Source organism: Pseudomonas sp. EA_15y_Pfl1_P101, assembly GCF_963970835.1.
GTDB classification, from domain to species: Bacteria; Pseudomonadota; Gammaproteobacteria; order Pseudomonadales; family Pseudomonadaceae; genus Aquipseudomonas; species Aquipseudomonas tritici.
Map to the genome: position 1 here is coordinate 408,275 of NZ_CAXAPA010000004.1, position 14,699 is coordinate 422,973.

Annotated in this window: 12 protein-coding genes and 2 pseudogenes; 9 read left to right on the forward strand and 5 right to left on the reverse strand. The window is 60.1% G+C overall.

Going from position 1 to position 14,699, the window contains the following annotated elements; translation table 11 throughout:
* Nucleotides 1–43 precede the first annotated feature (43 nt).
* The 3 genes from AACY36_RS08900 to AACY36_RS08910 all read left to right on the forward strand — a co-directional run bounded on the left by AACY36_RS08900 (nt 44) and on the right by AACY36_RS08910 (nt 2,875).
* The gene (locus AACY36_RS08900) at nt 44–1,183 is read left to right on the forward strand and encodes a glycerate kinase (protein ID WP_339416269.1); all 1,140 of its coding nucleotides are present in this window, start codon (nt 44–46) and stop codon (nt 1,181–1,183) included.
* A 53-nt stretch (nt 1,184–1,236) separates the two neighbouring features.
* Nucleotides 1,237–2,301, forward strand: a complete 1,065-nt coding sequence (locus AACY36_RS08905) for a DUF1176 domain-containing protein (RefSeq protein ID WP_339496982.1) — start codon at nt 1,237–1,239, stop codon at nt 2,299–2,301.
* Between the two features lie 61 nt (nt 2,302–2,362).
* Nucleotides 2,363–2,875 carry a GNAT family N-acetyltransferase gene (locus AACY36_RS08910; protein ID WP_339416273.1) on the forward strand — a complete coding sequence of 171 codons (513 nt, stop codon included), beginning with the start codon at nt 2,363–2,365 and terminating at the stop codon, nt 2,873–2,875.
* Here the strand turns inward: AACY36_RS08910 and AACY36_RS08915 are convergent.
* From AACY36_RS08915 to AACY36_RS08925, 3 genes and pseudogenes are all read right to left on the reverse strand, one after another.
* On the reverse strand, nt 2,872–3,564 hold the full coding sequence (locus AACY36_RS08915; protein WP_339496983.1) for an aspartate/glutamate racemase family protein: 693 nt from the start codon (nt 3,562–3,564) through the stop codon (nt 2,872–2,874). The genes AACY36_RS08910 and AACY36_RS08915 overlap by 4 nt on opposite strands.
* A gap of 107 nt (nt 3,565–3,671) precedes the next feature.
* Nucleotides 3,672–3,818, reverse strand: a pseudogene (locus AACY36_RS08920) (cbb3-type cytochrome c oxidase subunit 3); the annotation flags it as partial.
* A gap of 1 nt (nt 3,819) precedes the next feature.
* Nucleotides 3,820–4,920 (reverse strand): annotated as a pseudogene (locus AACY36_RS08925) (cbb3-type cytochrome c oxidase subunit I); the annotation flags it as partial.
* 199 nt (nt 4,921–5,119) lie between these two features.
* Between AACY36_RS08925 and AACY36_RS08930 the strand changes: the two are divergent.
* Nucleotides 5,120–5,614 carry a hypothetical protein gene (locus tag AACY36_RS08930; protein ID WP_339416277.1) on the forward strand — a complete coding sequence of 165 codons (495 nt, stop codon included), beginning with the start codon at nt 5,120–5,122 and terminating at the stop codon, nt 5,612–5,614.
* Between the two features lie 76 nt (nt 5,615–5,690).
* A complete protein-coding gene (locus AACY36_RS08935; RefSeq protein ID WP_339416278.1) occupies nt 5,691–6,362 on the forward strand; it encodes a DUF3313 domain-containing protein in 672 nt (223 codons plus the stop codon).
* 55 nt (nt 6,363–6,417) lie between these two features.
* On the opposite strand, the gene AACY36_RS08940 is transcribed toward AACY36_RS08935, so the two are convergent.
* Together AACY36_RS08940 and AACY36_RS08945 are read right to left on the reverse strand one after the other, a co-directional pair.
* Nucleotides 6,418–7,818, reverse strand: a complete 1,401-nt coding sequence (locus tag AACY36_RS08940; RefSeq protein ID WP_339416280.1) for a DUF1254 domain-containing protein — start codon at nt 7,816–7,818, stop codon at nt 6,418–6,420.
* 156 nt (nt 7,819–7,974) lie between these two features.
* Nucleotides 7,975–8,340: a response regulator gene (locus AACY36_RS08945; protein ID WP_339416282.1), complete on the reverse strand. Its 366-nt coding sequence runs from the start codon at nt 8,338–8,340 to the stop codon at nt 7,975–7,977.
* A gap of 238 nt (nt 8,341–8,578) precedes the next feature.
* Here AACY36_RS08945 and AACY36_RS08950 point away from each other — a divergent pair, with 238 nt between their 5' ends.
* The 4 genes from AACY36_RS08950 to AACY36_RS08965 are packed head-to-tail and all read left to right on the forward strand — an operon-like array spanning nt 8,579 to nt 14,696.
* Nucleotides 8,579–12,076 (forward strand): response regulator, encoded by a 3,498-nt coding sequence (locus tag AACY36_RS08950; RefSeq protein ID WP_339416283.1) that lies wholly within the window; start codon nt 8,579–8,581, stop codon nt 12,074–12,076.
* Nucleotides 12,077–12,907, forward strand: coding sequence for a CheR family methyltransferase (locus AACY36_RS08955; RefSeq protein ID WP_370467866.1), 831 nt, complete (start codon nt 12,077–12,079; stop codon nt 12,905–12,907).
* A complete protein-coding gene (locus AACY36_RS08960; protein ID WP_339496984.1) occupies nt 12,904–13,509 on the forward strand; it encodes a chemotaxis protein CheB in 606 nt (201 codons plus the stop codon). Before AACY36_RS08955 ends, AACY36_RS08960 begins: the two co-directional genes overlap by 4 nt.
* On the forward strand, nt 13,503–14,696 hold the full coding sequence (locus AACY36_RS08965) for a hybrid sensor histidine kinase/response regulator (protein ID WP_339496985.1): 1,194 nt from the start codon (nt 13,503–13,505) through the stop codon (nt 14,694–14,696). Before AACY36_RS08960 ends, AACY36_RS08965 begins: the two co-directional genes overlap by 7 nt.
* The last annotated feature ends 3 nt before the right edge of the window (nt 14,697–14,699 follow it).

A 14,699-nucleotide genomic window follows, 5' to 3' on the forward strand; every position in this document is an offset into this window, starting at 1 on the left:
TGCCAACTGGCAGCATGGGCGTTATAAAAACCGGAGAAAGCCCATGAAAATCATCATCGCCCCCGACTCGTTCAAGGACAGCCTGAGTGCCGAGGGCGTCGCCCTGGCCATTGCGGCCGGGTTGGCTCAGGTCTGGCCGGATGCACAGTTGATCCAGTGCCCGATGGCGGATGGCGGTGAAGGCACGGTGGATTCGGTGCTTGCGGCCTGTAATGGCGAACTGCGTCGCCAACGCGTGAAAGGCCCGCTGGGTGGCACGGTTGAGGCGCGCTGGGGCTGGCTGGCCGATAGCCATACCGCGATCATCGAAATGGCTGAAGCCAGCGGCCTGCAGTTGGTACCGCCAGGCCAGCGCGATGCGTGCTCCAGCAGCACCTACGGCACCGGCGAACTGATCCGCGCTGCGCTGGACCTCGGCGCCCAGCGCATCATCCTGGCGATTGGCGGCAGTGCCACCAACGACGGTGGCGCCGGTGCGATGCAGGCCCTGGGTGTGCAACTGTTTGACGCTGAGGAACACGCCTTGGCGCCGGGTGGCTTGGCGCTGTCCGGTCTGGCGCAGATTAACCTTGAACAACTGGACCCACGCCTGGCCCAGGTACGCTTTGAAATTGCCGCCGACGTGAACAATCCTCTGTGCGGTCCCCAGGGTGCGTCTGCGATCTTCGGCCCGCAAAAAGGCGCCAATCCCCAGCAAGTCCAACAGCTGGACGCCGCCCTCGGTCACTTTGCCGACCACTGCGCCAAAGTGCTGCCCAAAGACGTGCGCGACGAACCCGGCAGCGGCGCCGCCGGCGGCCTGGGCTTTGCCGCCAAAGCGTTCCTGGGTGCACAGTTCCGTGCCGGCGTGGACGTGGTTGCCGACCTGGTGGGCCTGGACACAGCCGTACGTGGCGCCGACCTGGTGATTACCGGCGAAGGCCGTTTCGACGCCCAGACCCTGCGCGGCAAGACGCCGTTCGGCGTGGCGCGGATCGCCCGGCAGCACAAAGTGCCCGTGATCGTGATTGCCGGCACCTTGGGCGATGGCTACGAGCAGATGTACGCCCACGGCGTGGACGCCGCATTCGCCTTGCCTTCCGGGCCGATGAGCCTGGAGCGGGCGTGCAGTGAGGCGCCGCGCCTGTTGAGTGAGCGGGCGGCAGACATCGCGCGGGTGTGGCGCACCGCTTCCAGGCACTGACGTAACGCCTCCTACATGGGACAATCCGCGTCTTTTCGACACGGAGAGTCCCCATGCTGCGCCCCGCACTCCTGGCCCTGATACTGACCGGCGCCACCGCTCCAGCCTTCGCACAAGCCCCCTCGGAAACCGTACCATTGCTGCGAGAAATCAAGGAATGGGTGGTCGGTTGCGACAACTTGCGCAACTGCCATGCCCTCAGCGCACCCAGCGGCGTTGATGAAGAGGCCTACAGCTCGCTGACGTTGCACCTCTGGCACCAAACCGGTCCGCAGGGGTATCTGCGCCTGCGCTTGGATCACCGTGGTGAACCCGTGGACCTTTCCACCTTGCTGCTGGACGGTCAGCCGCTGGGCCTGGCGTTGACCCGCAATTTGCACGTTGAGTTGGACGATCAGGGCGGTGATCCCGAGGTGCAGTCCTATGGGGTGATTGAGGACGCTTCGGCGCGGCGCTGGTTACGGCGTTTGCGCAACGGTCAGCAACTGCAGTTGCCAGGCGATGAGCACGCGCATGTGTCATTGAGCGGGCTGAGTGCTTCGCTGTTGTTGATGGATGCGGTGCAGGGGCGCGTGGATAACGTGACGGCGCTGGCCCGACCCGGTAAGGGCGCGGCCAATGAGGTGCCGCCACGCCTGCCGACGCCGGTGCTGCGCACATTCGTTTCACCGCCGCCGTTAAACGCGCAGGAGCAGGCGGGCCTGGTAGCGGTCGCGTTGAAGGCGGCCACGCCCGAGGAGGGTGACTCTGAAGCACAAGCAGGTGCCTTGACGGCGCAGCAAGCGATGACCGTGGTGAGGTACGACTGTGCGGCCTACAACTGTGAGTACGACGTCAACAGCCGCCAGCGACAAGCGCCCTACGCAGAAACGCCTCTCAATGTGCAACCGTTGCCCCTGGATGGCGCCGCGCTGCAAGGCTCGGTGTGGTATGACGAAGCCTCCGGCACCCTGAGTTATTTCTACAAGCAGCGTGGAATCGGTGATTGTGGTGGCGCAGGCTGCTGGGTGTTTGACGGCGAGCGTTTCCAGCTCAGCGAGTTTCACATCATGCCGCGCTGCACCGGGGTCGCTTCGGGGGATTGGCCAGCATTGTGGTCGACCACGCCGGCGCCCTAGCCATCGGGCAGGCTTGACCCCTACACTGGCCGGCCACGTGTTTTTCAAAGGATGAAACGCAATGCACACACCTGAACCCCATATCGTCATCCAGCGCTTCACCGAGGCCCACCTTGAAGGCGTCGCTGCGCTCTATAACGAACCGGCTGTATGCCGTCAGGTGCTGCAAATGCCTTTCCAGTCGGTCGAGGCGTGGCGTAACAAGCTGGTCCAGGACAATGAGCGCCGGCTACAGTTAGTGGCGGTGCATGGGGGTGAAGTGATCGGCCAGCTGGGTCTTGAGCAGTACCTGCGTGTCCGCCGGGCCCACGTCGGGTCCTTCGGCATGGGCGTCGCGACGGCGTGGCAGGGCAAGGGGGTTGGCTCCCGGTTGTTGACTGCCGCGTTGGACGTCGCCGACAACTGGATGAACCTGCGCCGAGTAGAACTTACCGTGTACGCCGACAACGAAGCGGCGCAAGGGCTGTACCGTAAGTTCGGTTTCGAGGTCGAAGGCGTATTGCGCGATTACGCCCTGCGCGATGGCAAACTTGTCGACACCGTGAGCATGGCGCGTCTGCGCAAGTCGGCTTAATTCCCTAAAGCAAACGCCGCCGCAGCGGCTGCATGCAGCTCGGTGGTGTCCAGCAACGGCAGGTCGCTGTGTTCGGGCTTGATCAGCAGGCTGATTTCCGTGCAGCCGAGGATGATCGCCTGGGCGCCACGTGCGGCCAGGGACTCGATCACACCTTGGTAAACCTTGCGTGACGCATCACTGATCACGCCAACACACAATTGCTCATAGATGATCCGGTGCACGGCCTGGCGCTCGTCCGCCTCAGGCACCAGCACGGTCAAACCCTGGGCGGCCAGGCGCGACGTGAGGAAATCCTGCTCCATGGTGAACGCGGTGCCGAGCAGCCCGACCGTCAGCGTGCCAGCTTCCACGGCCGCCGCGCCCGCCGCATCGGCAATATGCAGGAACGGAATCGACACCGCAGCTTCAATACGTGGCGCCACCAAATGCATAGTGTTGGTACACAGCACTACACATTCAGCACCGCCCGCCTGCAAACGGCGCGCGGCCTCTTCGAGGATCAGCGCGGCGTCGTCCCAGCGGCCGGCGTGTTGGGCCTGTTCCACCGGGCCGAAATCCACGCTGTACATCAACAGTTGCGCCGAGCGCAACGGGCCGAGCGTGTCGCGCACGCGTTGGTTGATGAGGCGGTAGTACTCGGCGCTGGACTCCCAGCTCATGCCGCCGATAAGGCCGATGGTGCGCATGCGATGCTCCTGACACGGGAAGTCGCTTCACCTTACGCATTGACGCCTGCATAGTCATACGCAGTTGTCCGCGAAATGACCGGTGCAGTTTCACATGTTCTGGTTGACCAGCCCGGCTTGGCCTCTTGCGGCGCCACCTCCGGGTCATCGGCGAAAGGCATCAAGCTGGCGTCATCCAGGCTCTTGTCCGACTGACCGCGCAAGCAGTACTCCACCGCGTCATACAGGCACACCACCATCAGCAAGCCCCGCATATCAGGCGATCCGCGCATCAAGCTGGGCCAGTTTCAAGTCCGCGACGCGTACCGTGCGCCAGGTGTTGTAGGCCATCAACACCATCCCGGTGAGAAAGAACACGCCACCGGCAAACCGCACCACAAACCCCGGATGACTGGCCTGCAAGGCTTCGACAAACGAATAAGTGAGGGTGCCGTCATCGTTGATGGCCCGCCACATCAGGCCCTGGGTAATGCCGTTGACCCACATCGAGGCGATGTACAGCACGGTGCCAATAGTTGTCAGCCAGAAATGCAGGTTGATCAGCGCCACGCTGTGCATCTGCTCGCGGCCGAATACCTTGGGGATCATGTGATACAGCGAGCCGAAGGTGATCATCGCCACCCAGCCCAGCGCTCCGGCGTGCACGTGGCCGATGGTCCAGTCGGTGTAGTGGGAGAGGGCGTTGACGGTCTTGATCGCCATCATCGGCCCTTCGAAGGTCGACATGCCGCAGAACGCCAGGGACAACACCAGGAAGCGCAGGATCGGGTCGGTGCGCAACTTATGCCAGGCACCCGACAACGTCATCATGCCGTTGATCATCCCGCCCCAGCTCGGTGCCAGCAGAATCAGCGACATTGCCATGCCCAAGGACTGTGCCCAGTCCGGCAGGGCGGTGTAGTGCAAATGGTGCGGCCCGGCCCATATATACAGGGTGATCAGCGCCCAGAAGTGCACGATGGACAAACGATAGGAGTACACCGGCCGTCCGACTTGTTTCGGTACGAAGTAATACATCATTCCCAAAAAGCCAGTCGTCAGGAAAAACCCTACGGCGTTATGCCCATACCACCACTGCACCATGGCATCCGTCGCCCCGGAATACACCGGGTATGACTTGAACCAGTCCACCGGGATCGCCAGGTGGTTGACCACATGCAGCATGGCGATCACCAAAATGAATGCGCCGAAAAACCAGTTGCCCACATAGATGTGTTTGGTTATGCGCCGTACCACGATGGTGAAAAACACAATGGCATAGGCCGCCCACACCACGGTCATCCACACCGCGCCGGAGAACTCGATCTCAGCGTACTCGTTGGTGGTGGTGTAGCCCAGCGGATCAGTTGCCAAAATGCCTGCAGTCTATGGCCCAGAAATTCCAAGGCCTTGGCGTCAGTACGGCTCATGCCCAATGGGAATGGCGAGGTGCTGACCGTTAAGTCAGACACGCCGGCCACTGCACTTCGTTGTTTTGCCGGCGTTAGTCGCGCGGCCGGCCACCGCATCTGCCATGATTGAGCTTCGCAACCTGGCTCACCGGAGGAGATCCGCAATGGACGATGTACAGCAACTGGGCGAGATGCTTCGTCATTACGCCGATAGCGAGGCGCATAAAAAACAGCAATTCGACCTGCAGTCGGCCCGCTGGGCGCAAAAACTCGACGCGTTGTTCGGGCAAATCGAGCAATGGCTGGAACCCGTGAAAACGGTTGGGTTGCTTGAAGTGCACCGTGAGCCTTACGTGGCCAGCGGCCCAAGCATCCCGGTGGAGACGTCGACCTTCAAGACCGAGAAACTGACCGTGCAGATCACCGGCAAACCGGTGGAGTTCGTGCCGGATGTGATGGGTGTGGGTGGGTTGATCTCCGTCTCCGTCATGGGGTTGACCGCCGCGCGGCATGGCAGCGTTTCCCTGGTGTTGCCTGCGGATAAAAACGATTGGCTGTGGAAGAAGACCAATGGCCTTAAAGACCCGGACACGTTCGGCTTTGACGCAAACTTCCTGTCGTTGCAGTTGCAGAGCCTGATTCCTCGCGAACGCGGCTGAACGGCAGGGCTATTTGCCCAGGATTAGCTATACCTAAAGCTCAATGTTCCAACGCCGACCGCCAGGGAGTTCAATAATGAGATTAAGGCAAGTCATTACCGTGCTGTGTGTCGCTTCGCTTGGATTGGCGGGCTGTGCCAGCAAGATTACGCAACCCGATGAATACTCGGGTTTTCTCTCGGACTACAGCCAACTGAAGGAAGCCCAGTCGCCTTCGGGCGCCGAAGTGATGCGTTGGGTCGACCCAACACTGGATTTGAGCCGCTACCATGCGGTGTTCGTCGAACCGACACAGTTCTACCCCAAGCCCCAGGCCACTGCGAAGATTCCGCAGAGCACCCTGCGTGGCATCAACGATTACTATAACCAGGCGCTCAAGCGTGAACTGGCCAAGTCGTTGCCCCTGGCCAATGGCCCAGGCCCAGGCGTCATTGTGGTGCGCGCGGCGATTACGGCGATCGGCAGCAAGACCGAAGGCCTCAAGCCCTATGAGTTTATTCCGGTCGCCCTGGTGGCGGCGGCGGTCAGTACCGGTACCGGCATCCGTGACCAGGAAACCACCCTGGGCACCGAAGCGCAGTTTCTCGACAGCGCCAATGGCAAGGTACTCGCCCAAGTGGTACGCAAAGGCACCGGCAAGCCGTTGGCCAATGATTCCCAAGTGATGCAGTCCAGCGATGTGAAAGGCGTTATCGACGGCTGGGCCTCGGACCTGCACCAGTCCTATATGAAGCTGAAAAAGCACTGAACCTCAACCCCGTCCTGGCCGGGTCGTTGTGGTCACAACTGCCGGCCAGTCGCTGCTACTTCAGGGGGGTCAGGGGTGGGAGCTTCCATTGGCCATTAACCGCTTCCGGCTTGGGCAGGTAAATGCGCAGGACCGCGTAGAAGGGCGCGGGCGGCGCGGGCAGCCAATTGCTCTGTTCAGCCTTCGGCGGTTCGTGGTGTTGCAGCGCCAGTGTCACGCCGCCGTCGGCGTCGCGCTTGAGGTTGGGCAGCATCCGTGAATTGATCAGGTGGCGTTTCTTGTGGTTGGGCACCAATTGCCCGTTCTTGGCTTCATACATCGTCAGCGACCAGAACGCATCGGCCGGTGGCAGTTGGTCTTTGGCAAAGTGGACGGTGTAGCTATGACGCGCACCATTGGCCGGTTTGCCTTCGCTGTCGACGGAGTACGTCATGTAGCTGACTTCTTCGGCCGAATTGCCGAACAAACGCTGCATAGCGCCGGCGTAGCGGTACAGGTAGTTGTTTTTCAGGCGATCACGGCTGCCATGCAGTTCGCCATTGGTGACCTGAAGGGTGTCGAGCTTGTCTTTCTTGAATGCTGCAAACTCGGCTTTGCCATCTGCGATGCCTTGTTGCAGGGCTTTGCGTTGTTCCGCGCTGAGTTGGCTGACCTTGAAGGGCGCGCCAGGCGCGATGCCGATGGTGGCAAAGCGGGCCAGCAGGTCTTTCTCGCTGTCCTGAGGTTTTGCGTAGGCGAGCATAAAGTTGAGGTAGCGAAACAGTTGCGGGCTGTCTGTCATGGCCGCCGTGGGCTTGGGCCACTCGATCTTTGCCACCTTGGCCGGTGCGGCTTGCTTCACATAGCCGCTCAGCGGCTGCACCTTGTAGCCGTTCTGGATTTGCTTGACCTTGTTCAGGTCTTTTTCATCAAACAACTGCGTGCGGTAGAGCGCGTAGACCAGATTGCTTTCGCTGTAGATCACCCGGTCCACATCCACAGGCTGCTGGCCCTTCCAATCAGGACCCGCGACCATGTAGTGGCCGCCATGATTGCCGGTGCTGCGAGTGCCCAGGTACGCAATGTTCTGGCTATAAAGGTCGATCAACTGCACCGAGTAATAGCGATCGTCCTCAATCCCGGGCAACGTCAGCACCATCGGCTCCCTGCGCAGGTCCATCCAGACGAAGGAATAGGGCGTGTCAGGGGTCGCGTTGGCCTGCGTGGTGTGTTTCGGGCTGAGCACTTGGGCGGAATGCCCCAGTCGGTTGATCGGCGCCTTGAAGTTGGCGCCGCCTTGATCAACAGCCTGGGTATAGAGCGTCTTGTACATCTCCACCACCGGGTAGCCATACAGGTAGGCTTCCTTGGCAATCGCCCGGGCCTCACTCGGTGTTGCCGTGAAGTCAGCCCAGGCGCCGGTACTCATGAGTATCGAGAGGCTCGCCAACAGCAGGCGCGTCGGTTTTCCAATCATGTTGTTGCGTCCTTCGTGAGTGCGTTTTGAAGAATGAGTAGGGTTGGCGCGGGGAAACGCCGAGTTTCCGGTTTTATTCGTCGAAGGTCACGTTAATCTCTGAGCATCTGACGCAAAAATGCCGCCCATGAAGGCGGCACTGAAGACAAGCCGGGATTACAGCGCAGGCAACATCGATTTGACTTTGTCGCGCAGTTGATCGATGGAAAATGGCTTGGCGATGACCTGCATGCCTGCAGACACGTCGATATTCTCGGCATAGCCGCTGGCGAACAGGATTGGCAGGGCAGGGCGCAGTTCGCGGACCTTGGTCGCCAGTTGCTTGCCATCCATGTCTGGCAGGCCAACATCGGTCATCATCAGGTCGATCACCTGGTCAGTGTTTTGCACCAGTGCCAGCGCCTCTTGCGCATCGGCCGCCTCTACCACACTGAATTCCAACTCCTCCAAGACATCGACGATGAGCATGCGCACGATGGCATCGTCTTCGACGACAAGGATGGTGGAGGTGACTGCAGACATAATCGAATTCCCAAAAAAGGCGAGGGTTTACACGCGGCCGTTCTGACAGGCCTCTTCCTTGAGTAAGCGGGCACTTATGACAAGTTCCCGCTGGCCGTAAAAACAATGCGATAGGAAAGACTAGAGAGAATAGCGGGTTCCTTCGCAGGAATCTGCACAAAACCGTTCTAGAAAAATAGTCTTGCCCGCCACTTTGCGGCAAACTCCCGGTTTTTCCACCTTTGGCCAAGGCATTTCCATGACTCCCGCGTCGTCCGTCGATGAAAAGAGCTTTCGTAACCTCCTGAGCCGAAACGTTGCACTGCCCCTGGGTGTGGGTGTGCTCAGTGCAGTGTTTTTCGTCATGCTGATCACCTATCTATTGTCGGTGATCCAGTGGGTGGAACACACCGATCGGGTTATCAATAACCTCAATGAATCGTCCAAGCTGACGGTGGACCTGGAAACCGGCATGCGCGGCTTCCTGATCACCGGTGACGAGCATTTCCTCGACCCCTACGAAGTGGCCAAGCCGCGAATCCTCGCCGACCTGCGCAATTTGCAGGCGCTGGTGGCGGACAATCCGCAGCAGGTGGACCGTCTCAAACGCTTGGAAGCATTGCAGGCCGAGTGGAACAACTATGCCCAGTCGATGATTGATCTGCAGCGCACGAGCGGCGACTACCGCGGTGCGATCAAGGCCGGCCGCGGCAAGCGCCTGACTGACGAAATCCGCAAGGAATATGACGACGCGGTGGCGATGGAGCAGCAGTTCCGCATCGCCCGTAATGAAGATGTCACCCGCACAACGGTGATCAGTGTCACCCTGTACTTGGCCTTCGTGTTGGGGTTAAGCGGCTTCCTGGCTTATATCGGCCGTAAGAATCTTGTTTCATTATCAGACAGTTACAGCGAAAACCTTGCGTCGCAACAGAAGATCGCACGACGCCTGGAACGGCAAGCCTGGCTGCGCAATGGCCAGACCGAACTGGCTGAACAGGTCCTCGGCCAACTCACCGTGAACATGCTTGGCCGCAATATCCTGCAATTCTTTGCCCAGTACATGGGCTCGGCCGTGGGCGCGTTGTACGTGCGCGAAGAACACGGCGGGCTCAAGCGCGTGGCCACTTACGGTTTCTCCCGCGAGCAAGAGCAACGGGAGCAGGCCATCTACAGCGATGAAGGCATCGTCGGGCAGGCTGCCCATCTGGATCGCCTGATTCGCCTAGACGACGTGCCGGTGGATTATTTCAAAGTCAGCTCCGGCCTGGGCGAGGGCGCTACCCGCAGCGTGCTGGTGGTGCCGACCAACAATGACGAGCGGGTCAACGGGGTAGTTGAGCTGGGTTTCCTGCGCCCGTTGGAAGAGCGTGACGTAGAGCTGCTGGAGCTGATCTCCAGCAATATCGGCACCTCCATCGAAACCGCTCGGTATCGTCAACGCCTGCAGGAAGTGCTGGCCGAGACCCAGCAGCTCAACGAAGAGCTGCAAGTGCAACAGGAAGAGCTCAAGACCGCCAACGAAGAGCTGGAAGAACAGTCACGCATCCTCAAGGAGTCCCAGGCCCACCTGGAAACCCAGCAGGCTGAGCTGGAGCAGACCAACGAGCAACTGGCCGAGCAAACCGAAACCCTCGCCGAACAGCGCGACGCCATGGACCGCAAGAATATCGAGCTCAACCAAGCCCAACTCGCACTGGAAGATCGCGCCGAAGAGCTGCAGCGCTCCAGCAAGTACAAATCTGAATTCCTCGCCAATATGTCCCACGAGCTGCGCACACCGCTGAACAGCTCGCTGATCCTGGCCAAGTTGCTGGCCGAGAACCCCCAGGAAAACCTCAGTGCTGAGCAGGTCAAGTTTGCCGAGTCGATCTATTCCGCCGGCAATGACTTGCTCAACCTGATCAACGACATCCTGGACATCTCCAAGGTCGAAGCCGGCAAGCTGGAAGTGCGCCCGGAAACCTCCAGCGTGGCGCGCCTTGTAGATGGCCTGCGCGGGATGTTCGAGCCGCTGGCGGCCGATCGTAAACTGGGTTTCCAGGTGGACGTGCAGGAAGGTACGCCGACCCTGCTGTTTACCGACCGCCAGCGTCTGGAGCAGATCCTGAAAAACCTGCTGTCCAACGCGCTCAAGTTTACCGAGCAAGGCGAGGTCAGCCTGTCGGTGTCACGCGCACCCCGGGAGGGCATTGCTTTCACGGTGCGCGATTCCGGCATCGGTATCGCCCCGGACCACCAGGAAAGCATCTTCGAAGCCTTCCGGCAGGCCGACGGCACCACCAACCGCCGTTATGGAGGCACCGGCCTCGGGCTTTCTATTTCCCGCGACCTGGCCACCCTGTTGGGCGGTTACATCAGTGTGACCAGCGAGCCAGGCAAGGGCAGTGTGTTTACCCTGGTAGTGCCGGAGCAGTATGTAGAGCGCGAAGCAGACGCGGCACCGATCGAACAACCACGCCAAGCAGTAGTGGTGCCTGCGCCAGTGCCGGTCAAGGTGTCACCGCTGCCGGTGGCGGATGCCAAGCAGATCCCGCGTTTCGCCGACGATCGCGACAAGGCCCCGTTCACCACGCGCTGCATCCTCGTCGTGGAAGACGAGCCGAACTTCGCCCGCATCCTGTTCGACCTCGCCCACGAGCTTGGTTATAACTGCCTGGTGGCCCATGGCGCAGACGAAGGCTACAGCCTGGCCGAAGAGTACATCCCTGACGCGATCCTGCTGGATATGCGCCTGCCGGACCATTCCGGGCTGACCGTGCTGCAACGCCTTAAAGAACACGCCAACACCCGCCATATCCCGGTGCATGTAATTTCCGTGGAAGACCGCGTCGAGGCGGCCATGCACATGGGCGCCATCGGTTATGCCGTCAAACCTACCACCCGCGAAGAGCTCAAGGACGTCTTTGCCCGCCTGGAAGCCAAGCTGACTCAGAAGGTCAAGCGCGTACTGCTGGTGGAAGACGATGACCTGCAGCGCGACAGCATTGCCCGCCTGATCGGTGACGATGACATCGAGATCACCGCCGTTGGCTTCGCCCAGGAAGCCCTCGACCTGCTGCGCAACCATGTCTACGACTGTATGATCATCGATCTCAAGCTGCCCGACATGCTTGGTAACGAGCTGCTCAAGCGCATGGCCACTGAGGATATCTGCTCGTTCCCGCCGGTGATCGTCTACACCGGGCGCAACCTGACCCGCGACGAAGAGGCCGAACTGCGCAAGTATTCGCGCTCGATCATCATCAAGGGCGCGCGCTCGCCGGAACGCCTGCTGGATGAGGTCACACTCTTTCTGCACAAAGTCGAGTCCCAGCTGTCCCATGATCGCCAAAAGATGCTCAAGACTGCGCGCAGCCGCGACAAGGTCTTCGAGGGGCGCAAGGTCCTCTTGGTTGACGACGATGTGCGCAACATCTTCGCCCTGACCAGCGCCCTGGAGCACAAGGGCGCCGTGGTGGTCATTGGGCGCAATGGCCGTGAAGCCATCGACAAACTCAACGAAGTCGAGGATATCGATCTGGTGTTGATGGACGTGATGATGCCGGAAATGGACGGTTACGAGGCTACCGCCTTAATCCGCCAGGACCCGCGCTGGAAGAAGTTGCCGATCATCGCAGTGACGGCCAAGGCGATGAAGGACGATCAGGAACGCTGCCTGGCCGCCGGCTCCAACGATTACCTGGCCAAGCCGATTGACCTGGACCGCCTGTTTTCTTTGATTCGCGTGTGGCTACCGAAGATGGAACGCATTTAAGTGGAGCGACGTTTTTTGGAAACAAGCAGTGACATTGAGTTGCGCCTGTTGATTGAGGCGATTTACCTCAAGTACAGCTACGACTTTCGCGACTACTCCGGTGCGTCGGTCAAGCGCCGCGTGGCCCACGCGTTGCGCCAGTTCGACTGTGCGACCATTTCCGCCTTGCAGGAGCGTGTGCTGCACGATCCGGCGGCGTTCATGCAGTTGCTGCAATTTCTGACGATCCCGGTGAGCGAGATGTTTCGCGACCCGTCTCACTTCCTGGCGATCCGCCAGGAAGTGGTGCCATTGCTCAAGACCTACCCGTCGATCAAGATCTGGATCGCCGGCTGCAGCACGGGCGAGGAGGTGTACTCCATGGCCATCCTGCTGCGTGAAGAGGGTTTGCTGGAGCGTACGATCATCTACGCCACGGATATCAACCCAGCGTCGCTGGATAAGGCCAAGCAAGGCATTTTCTCCCTGGAAAACGTACGAGCCTACACGGCCAACTATCAACAGGCGGGCGGGCAACGTTCATTTGCCGACTACTACACGGCAGCCTACGATTACGCGATCTTCGATAAGACGTTGCGCGAGAATGTCACGTTCGCCGACCACAGCCTGGCGACTGACAGTGTATTCTCAGAAACTCAATTAATTTCGTGTCGTAACGTGTTAATTTACTTCAATAAAAGGTTGCAAGATCGCGCGTTTGGATTGTTCCATGATTCGCTGTGCCATCGCGGCTTTCTGGTGCTGGGCAGTAAGGAAACCCTGGATTTCTCCGCGTACGGCAAGCAGTTCGAGCCTTTGGTCAAACAGGAACGGATCTACCGAAAACTATGAATCAAGCGGCTGCGAGCCCGGCATCGGTCCGGGGCATAGAGGCTATCGTCATCGGTGCGTCTGCCGGTGGCGTGGAAGCCTTGTTGACGGTCTTCAGCGAGTTGCCAGCGGATTTCGGCTTGCCGATCATCACCGTGCTGCACTTGACGGATGAACGTCGCAGCCAATTGGCCGAGGTGTTCGATCGGCGTGTTGCCATGCGAGTGGTGGAGGCCCGTGACAAGGAAATGCTCAAGCCCGGCACCCTGTACTTCGCCGGCCCCGGCTACCACCTGTCGGTGGAGCAGGATCGCAGCCTGTCCCTGAGCCAGGAAGACCGTGTGCACCACTCGCGACCGGCGATTGATTTCCTGTTTGAATCGGCCGCCGATGCCTACGGCAAAGGCTTGATGGCTATCCTGTTGACCGGCGCCAACCATGACGGTGCCCGGGGCCTAGCCCACGTCAAGCAGCAAGGTGGAACGACTGTGGTGCAAGAACCCACTGAAGCACGCATTGCTGTGATGCCCCGTGCAGCGCTGGCGCTGCACACACCCGACCACATTCTAACGTTGGGCCGGATTGGCTCACTGCTGGCTTCCCTGGAATATTCCCCATGTTAAGTACTGTCGAGGCCAAACTGCTGATCGTCGACGATCTGCCGGAAAACCTGCTGGCCCTCGAAGCGCTGATCAAGCGCGAGGACCGGCAGGTGTTCAAGGCATTGAGCGCTGACGAGGCCTTGTCCCTGTTGCTGGAGCACGAGTTCGCCCTGGCGATTCTCGATGTGCAGATGCCCGGCATGAATGGTTTCGAGCTGGCCGAATTGATGCGTGGCACCGAAAAGACCAAGAACATCCCGATTGTGTTTGTCAGTGCTGCCGGCCGTGAGCTCAATTACGCCTTCAAGGGCTACGAAAGCGGCGCCGTGGACTTCCTGCACAAGCCGCTGGATATCCATGCGGTCAAGAGCAAGGTCAACGTGTTCGTTGACCTGTACCGTCAAAGCAAAGCAATGAAGCTTCAGGTAGAAGCGCTTGAGCGCAGCCGTCGCGAGCAAGAATTGTTGCTCTCGCGCCTGCAGGCCACGCAGGCCGAGTTAGAGCAGGCGGTCCGTATGCGTGACGACTTCATGTCAATCGTCGCCCACGAAGTGCGCACGCCTCTCAATGGCCTGATCCTCGAGACCCAACTGCGCAAGATGCACCTTGCCCGGGATAACGCCGCCGCATTCACCCTGGACAAGATGCACGCCATGGTCGACCGCGACGAGCGCCAGATCCAGAGCCTGATTCGCCTGATCGAAGACATGCTCGATGTGTCGCGCATCCGCACGGGCAAGTTGTCGATACGCCCGGCGCGTTTCGACCTGGCGCAGCGTGTGAGCAACCTGGTAGATAACTTCGGCCCCCAAGTGGCGGCGGCGGGCTCTTCCATGGAACTGATCGTCGACGGCCCCGTGGAAGGCAACTGGGACGAGTTCCGCATCGAGCAGGTGGTCACCAATCTGCTGACCAACGCCTTGCGCTATGGGGCCAAGAGCCCGGTGGAGGTGCGCGTGTACAGCGAACACGGCGAAGCTCGCGTGGAAGTGCGTGATCACGGGATCGGTATCAGTGAAGACAACCAGAAGCGCATCTTCCAGCAGTTCGAGCGTGTGTCTGCCAGTCAAGTGGCCGCCGGCCTGGGCCTTGGGCTGTTCATTTCCGAGCAGATCGTAGCGGCCCATGGCGGCACTATTGAGGTCGAGAGCCAGATAGGCGAGGGCGCCTTGTTTCGGGTGTGTTTGCCCCTTGAGGCATTGGCATGAAAT

Bases quoted from the DNA above. Each gene is read 5' to 3' on its own strand.
- AACY36_RS08935 (WP_339416278.1), top strand. From the start codon at position 5,691: ATGAGATTAAGGCAAGTCATTACCGTGCTGTGTGTCGCTTCGCTTGGA.
- AACY36_RS08960 (WP_339496984.1), top strand. From the start codon at position 12,904: ATGAATCAAGCGGCTGCGAGCCCGGCATCGGTCCGGGGCATAGAGGCT.
- AACY36_RS08940 (WP_339416280.1), bottom strand. From the start codon at position 7,818: ATGATTGGAAAACCGACGCGCCTGCTGTTGGCGAGCCTCTCGATACTC.
- AACY36_RS08930 (WP_339416277.1), top strand. From the start codon at position 5,120: ATGGACGATGTACAGCAACTGGGCGAGATGCTTCGTCATTACGCCGAT.
- AACY36_RS08905 (WP_339496982.1), top strand. From the start codon at position 1,237: ATGCTGCGCCCCGCACTCCTGGCCCTGATACTGACCGGCGCCACCGCT.
- AACY36_RS08910 (WP_339416273.1), top strand. From the start codon at position 2,363: ATGCACACACCTGAACCCCATATCGTCATCCAGCGCTTCACCGAGGCC.
- AACY36_RS08950 (WP_339416283.1), top strand. From the start codon at position 8,579: ATGACTCCCGCGTCGTCCGTCGATGAAAAGAGCTTTCGTAACCTCCTG.
- AACY36_RS08915 (WP_339496983.1), bottom strand. From the start codon at position 3,564: ATGCGCACCATCGGCCTTATCGGCGGCATGAGCTGGGAGTCCAGCGCC.
- AACY36_RS08965 (WP_339496985.1), top strand. From the start codon at position 13,503: ATGTTAAGTACTGTCGAGGCCAAACTGCTGATCGTCGACGATCTGCCG.
- AACY36_RS08945 (WP_339416282.1), bottom strand. From the start codon at position 8,340: ATGTCTGCAGTCACCTCCACCATCCTTGTCGTCGAAGACGATGCCATC.
- AACY36_RS08900 (WP_339416269.1), top strand. From the start codon at position 44: ATGAAAATCATCATCGCCCCCGACTCGTTCAAGGACAGCCTGAGTGCC.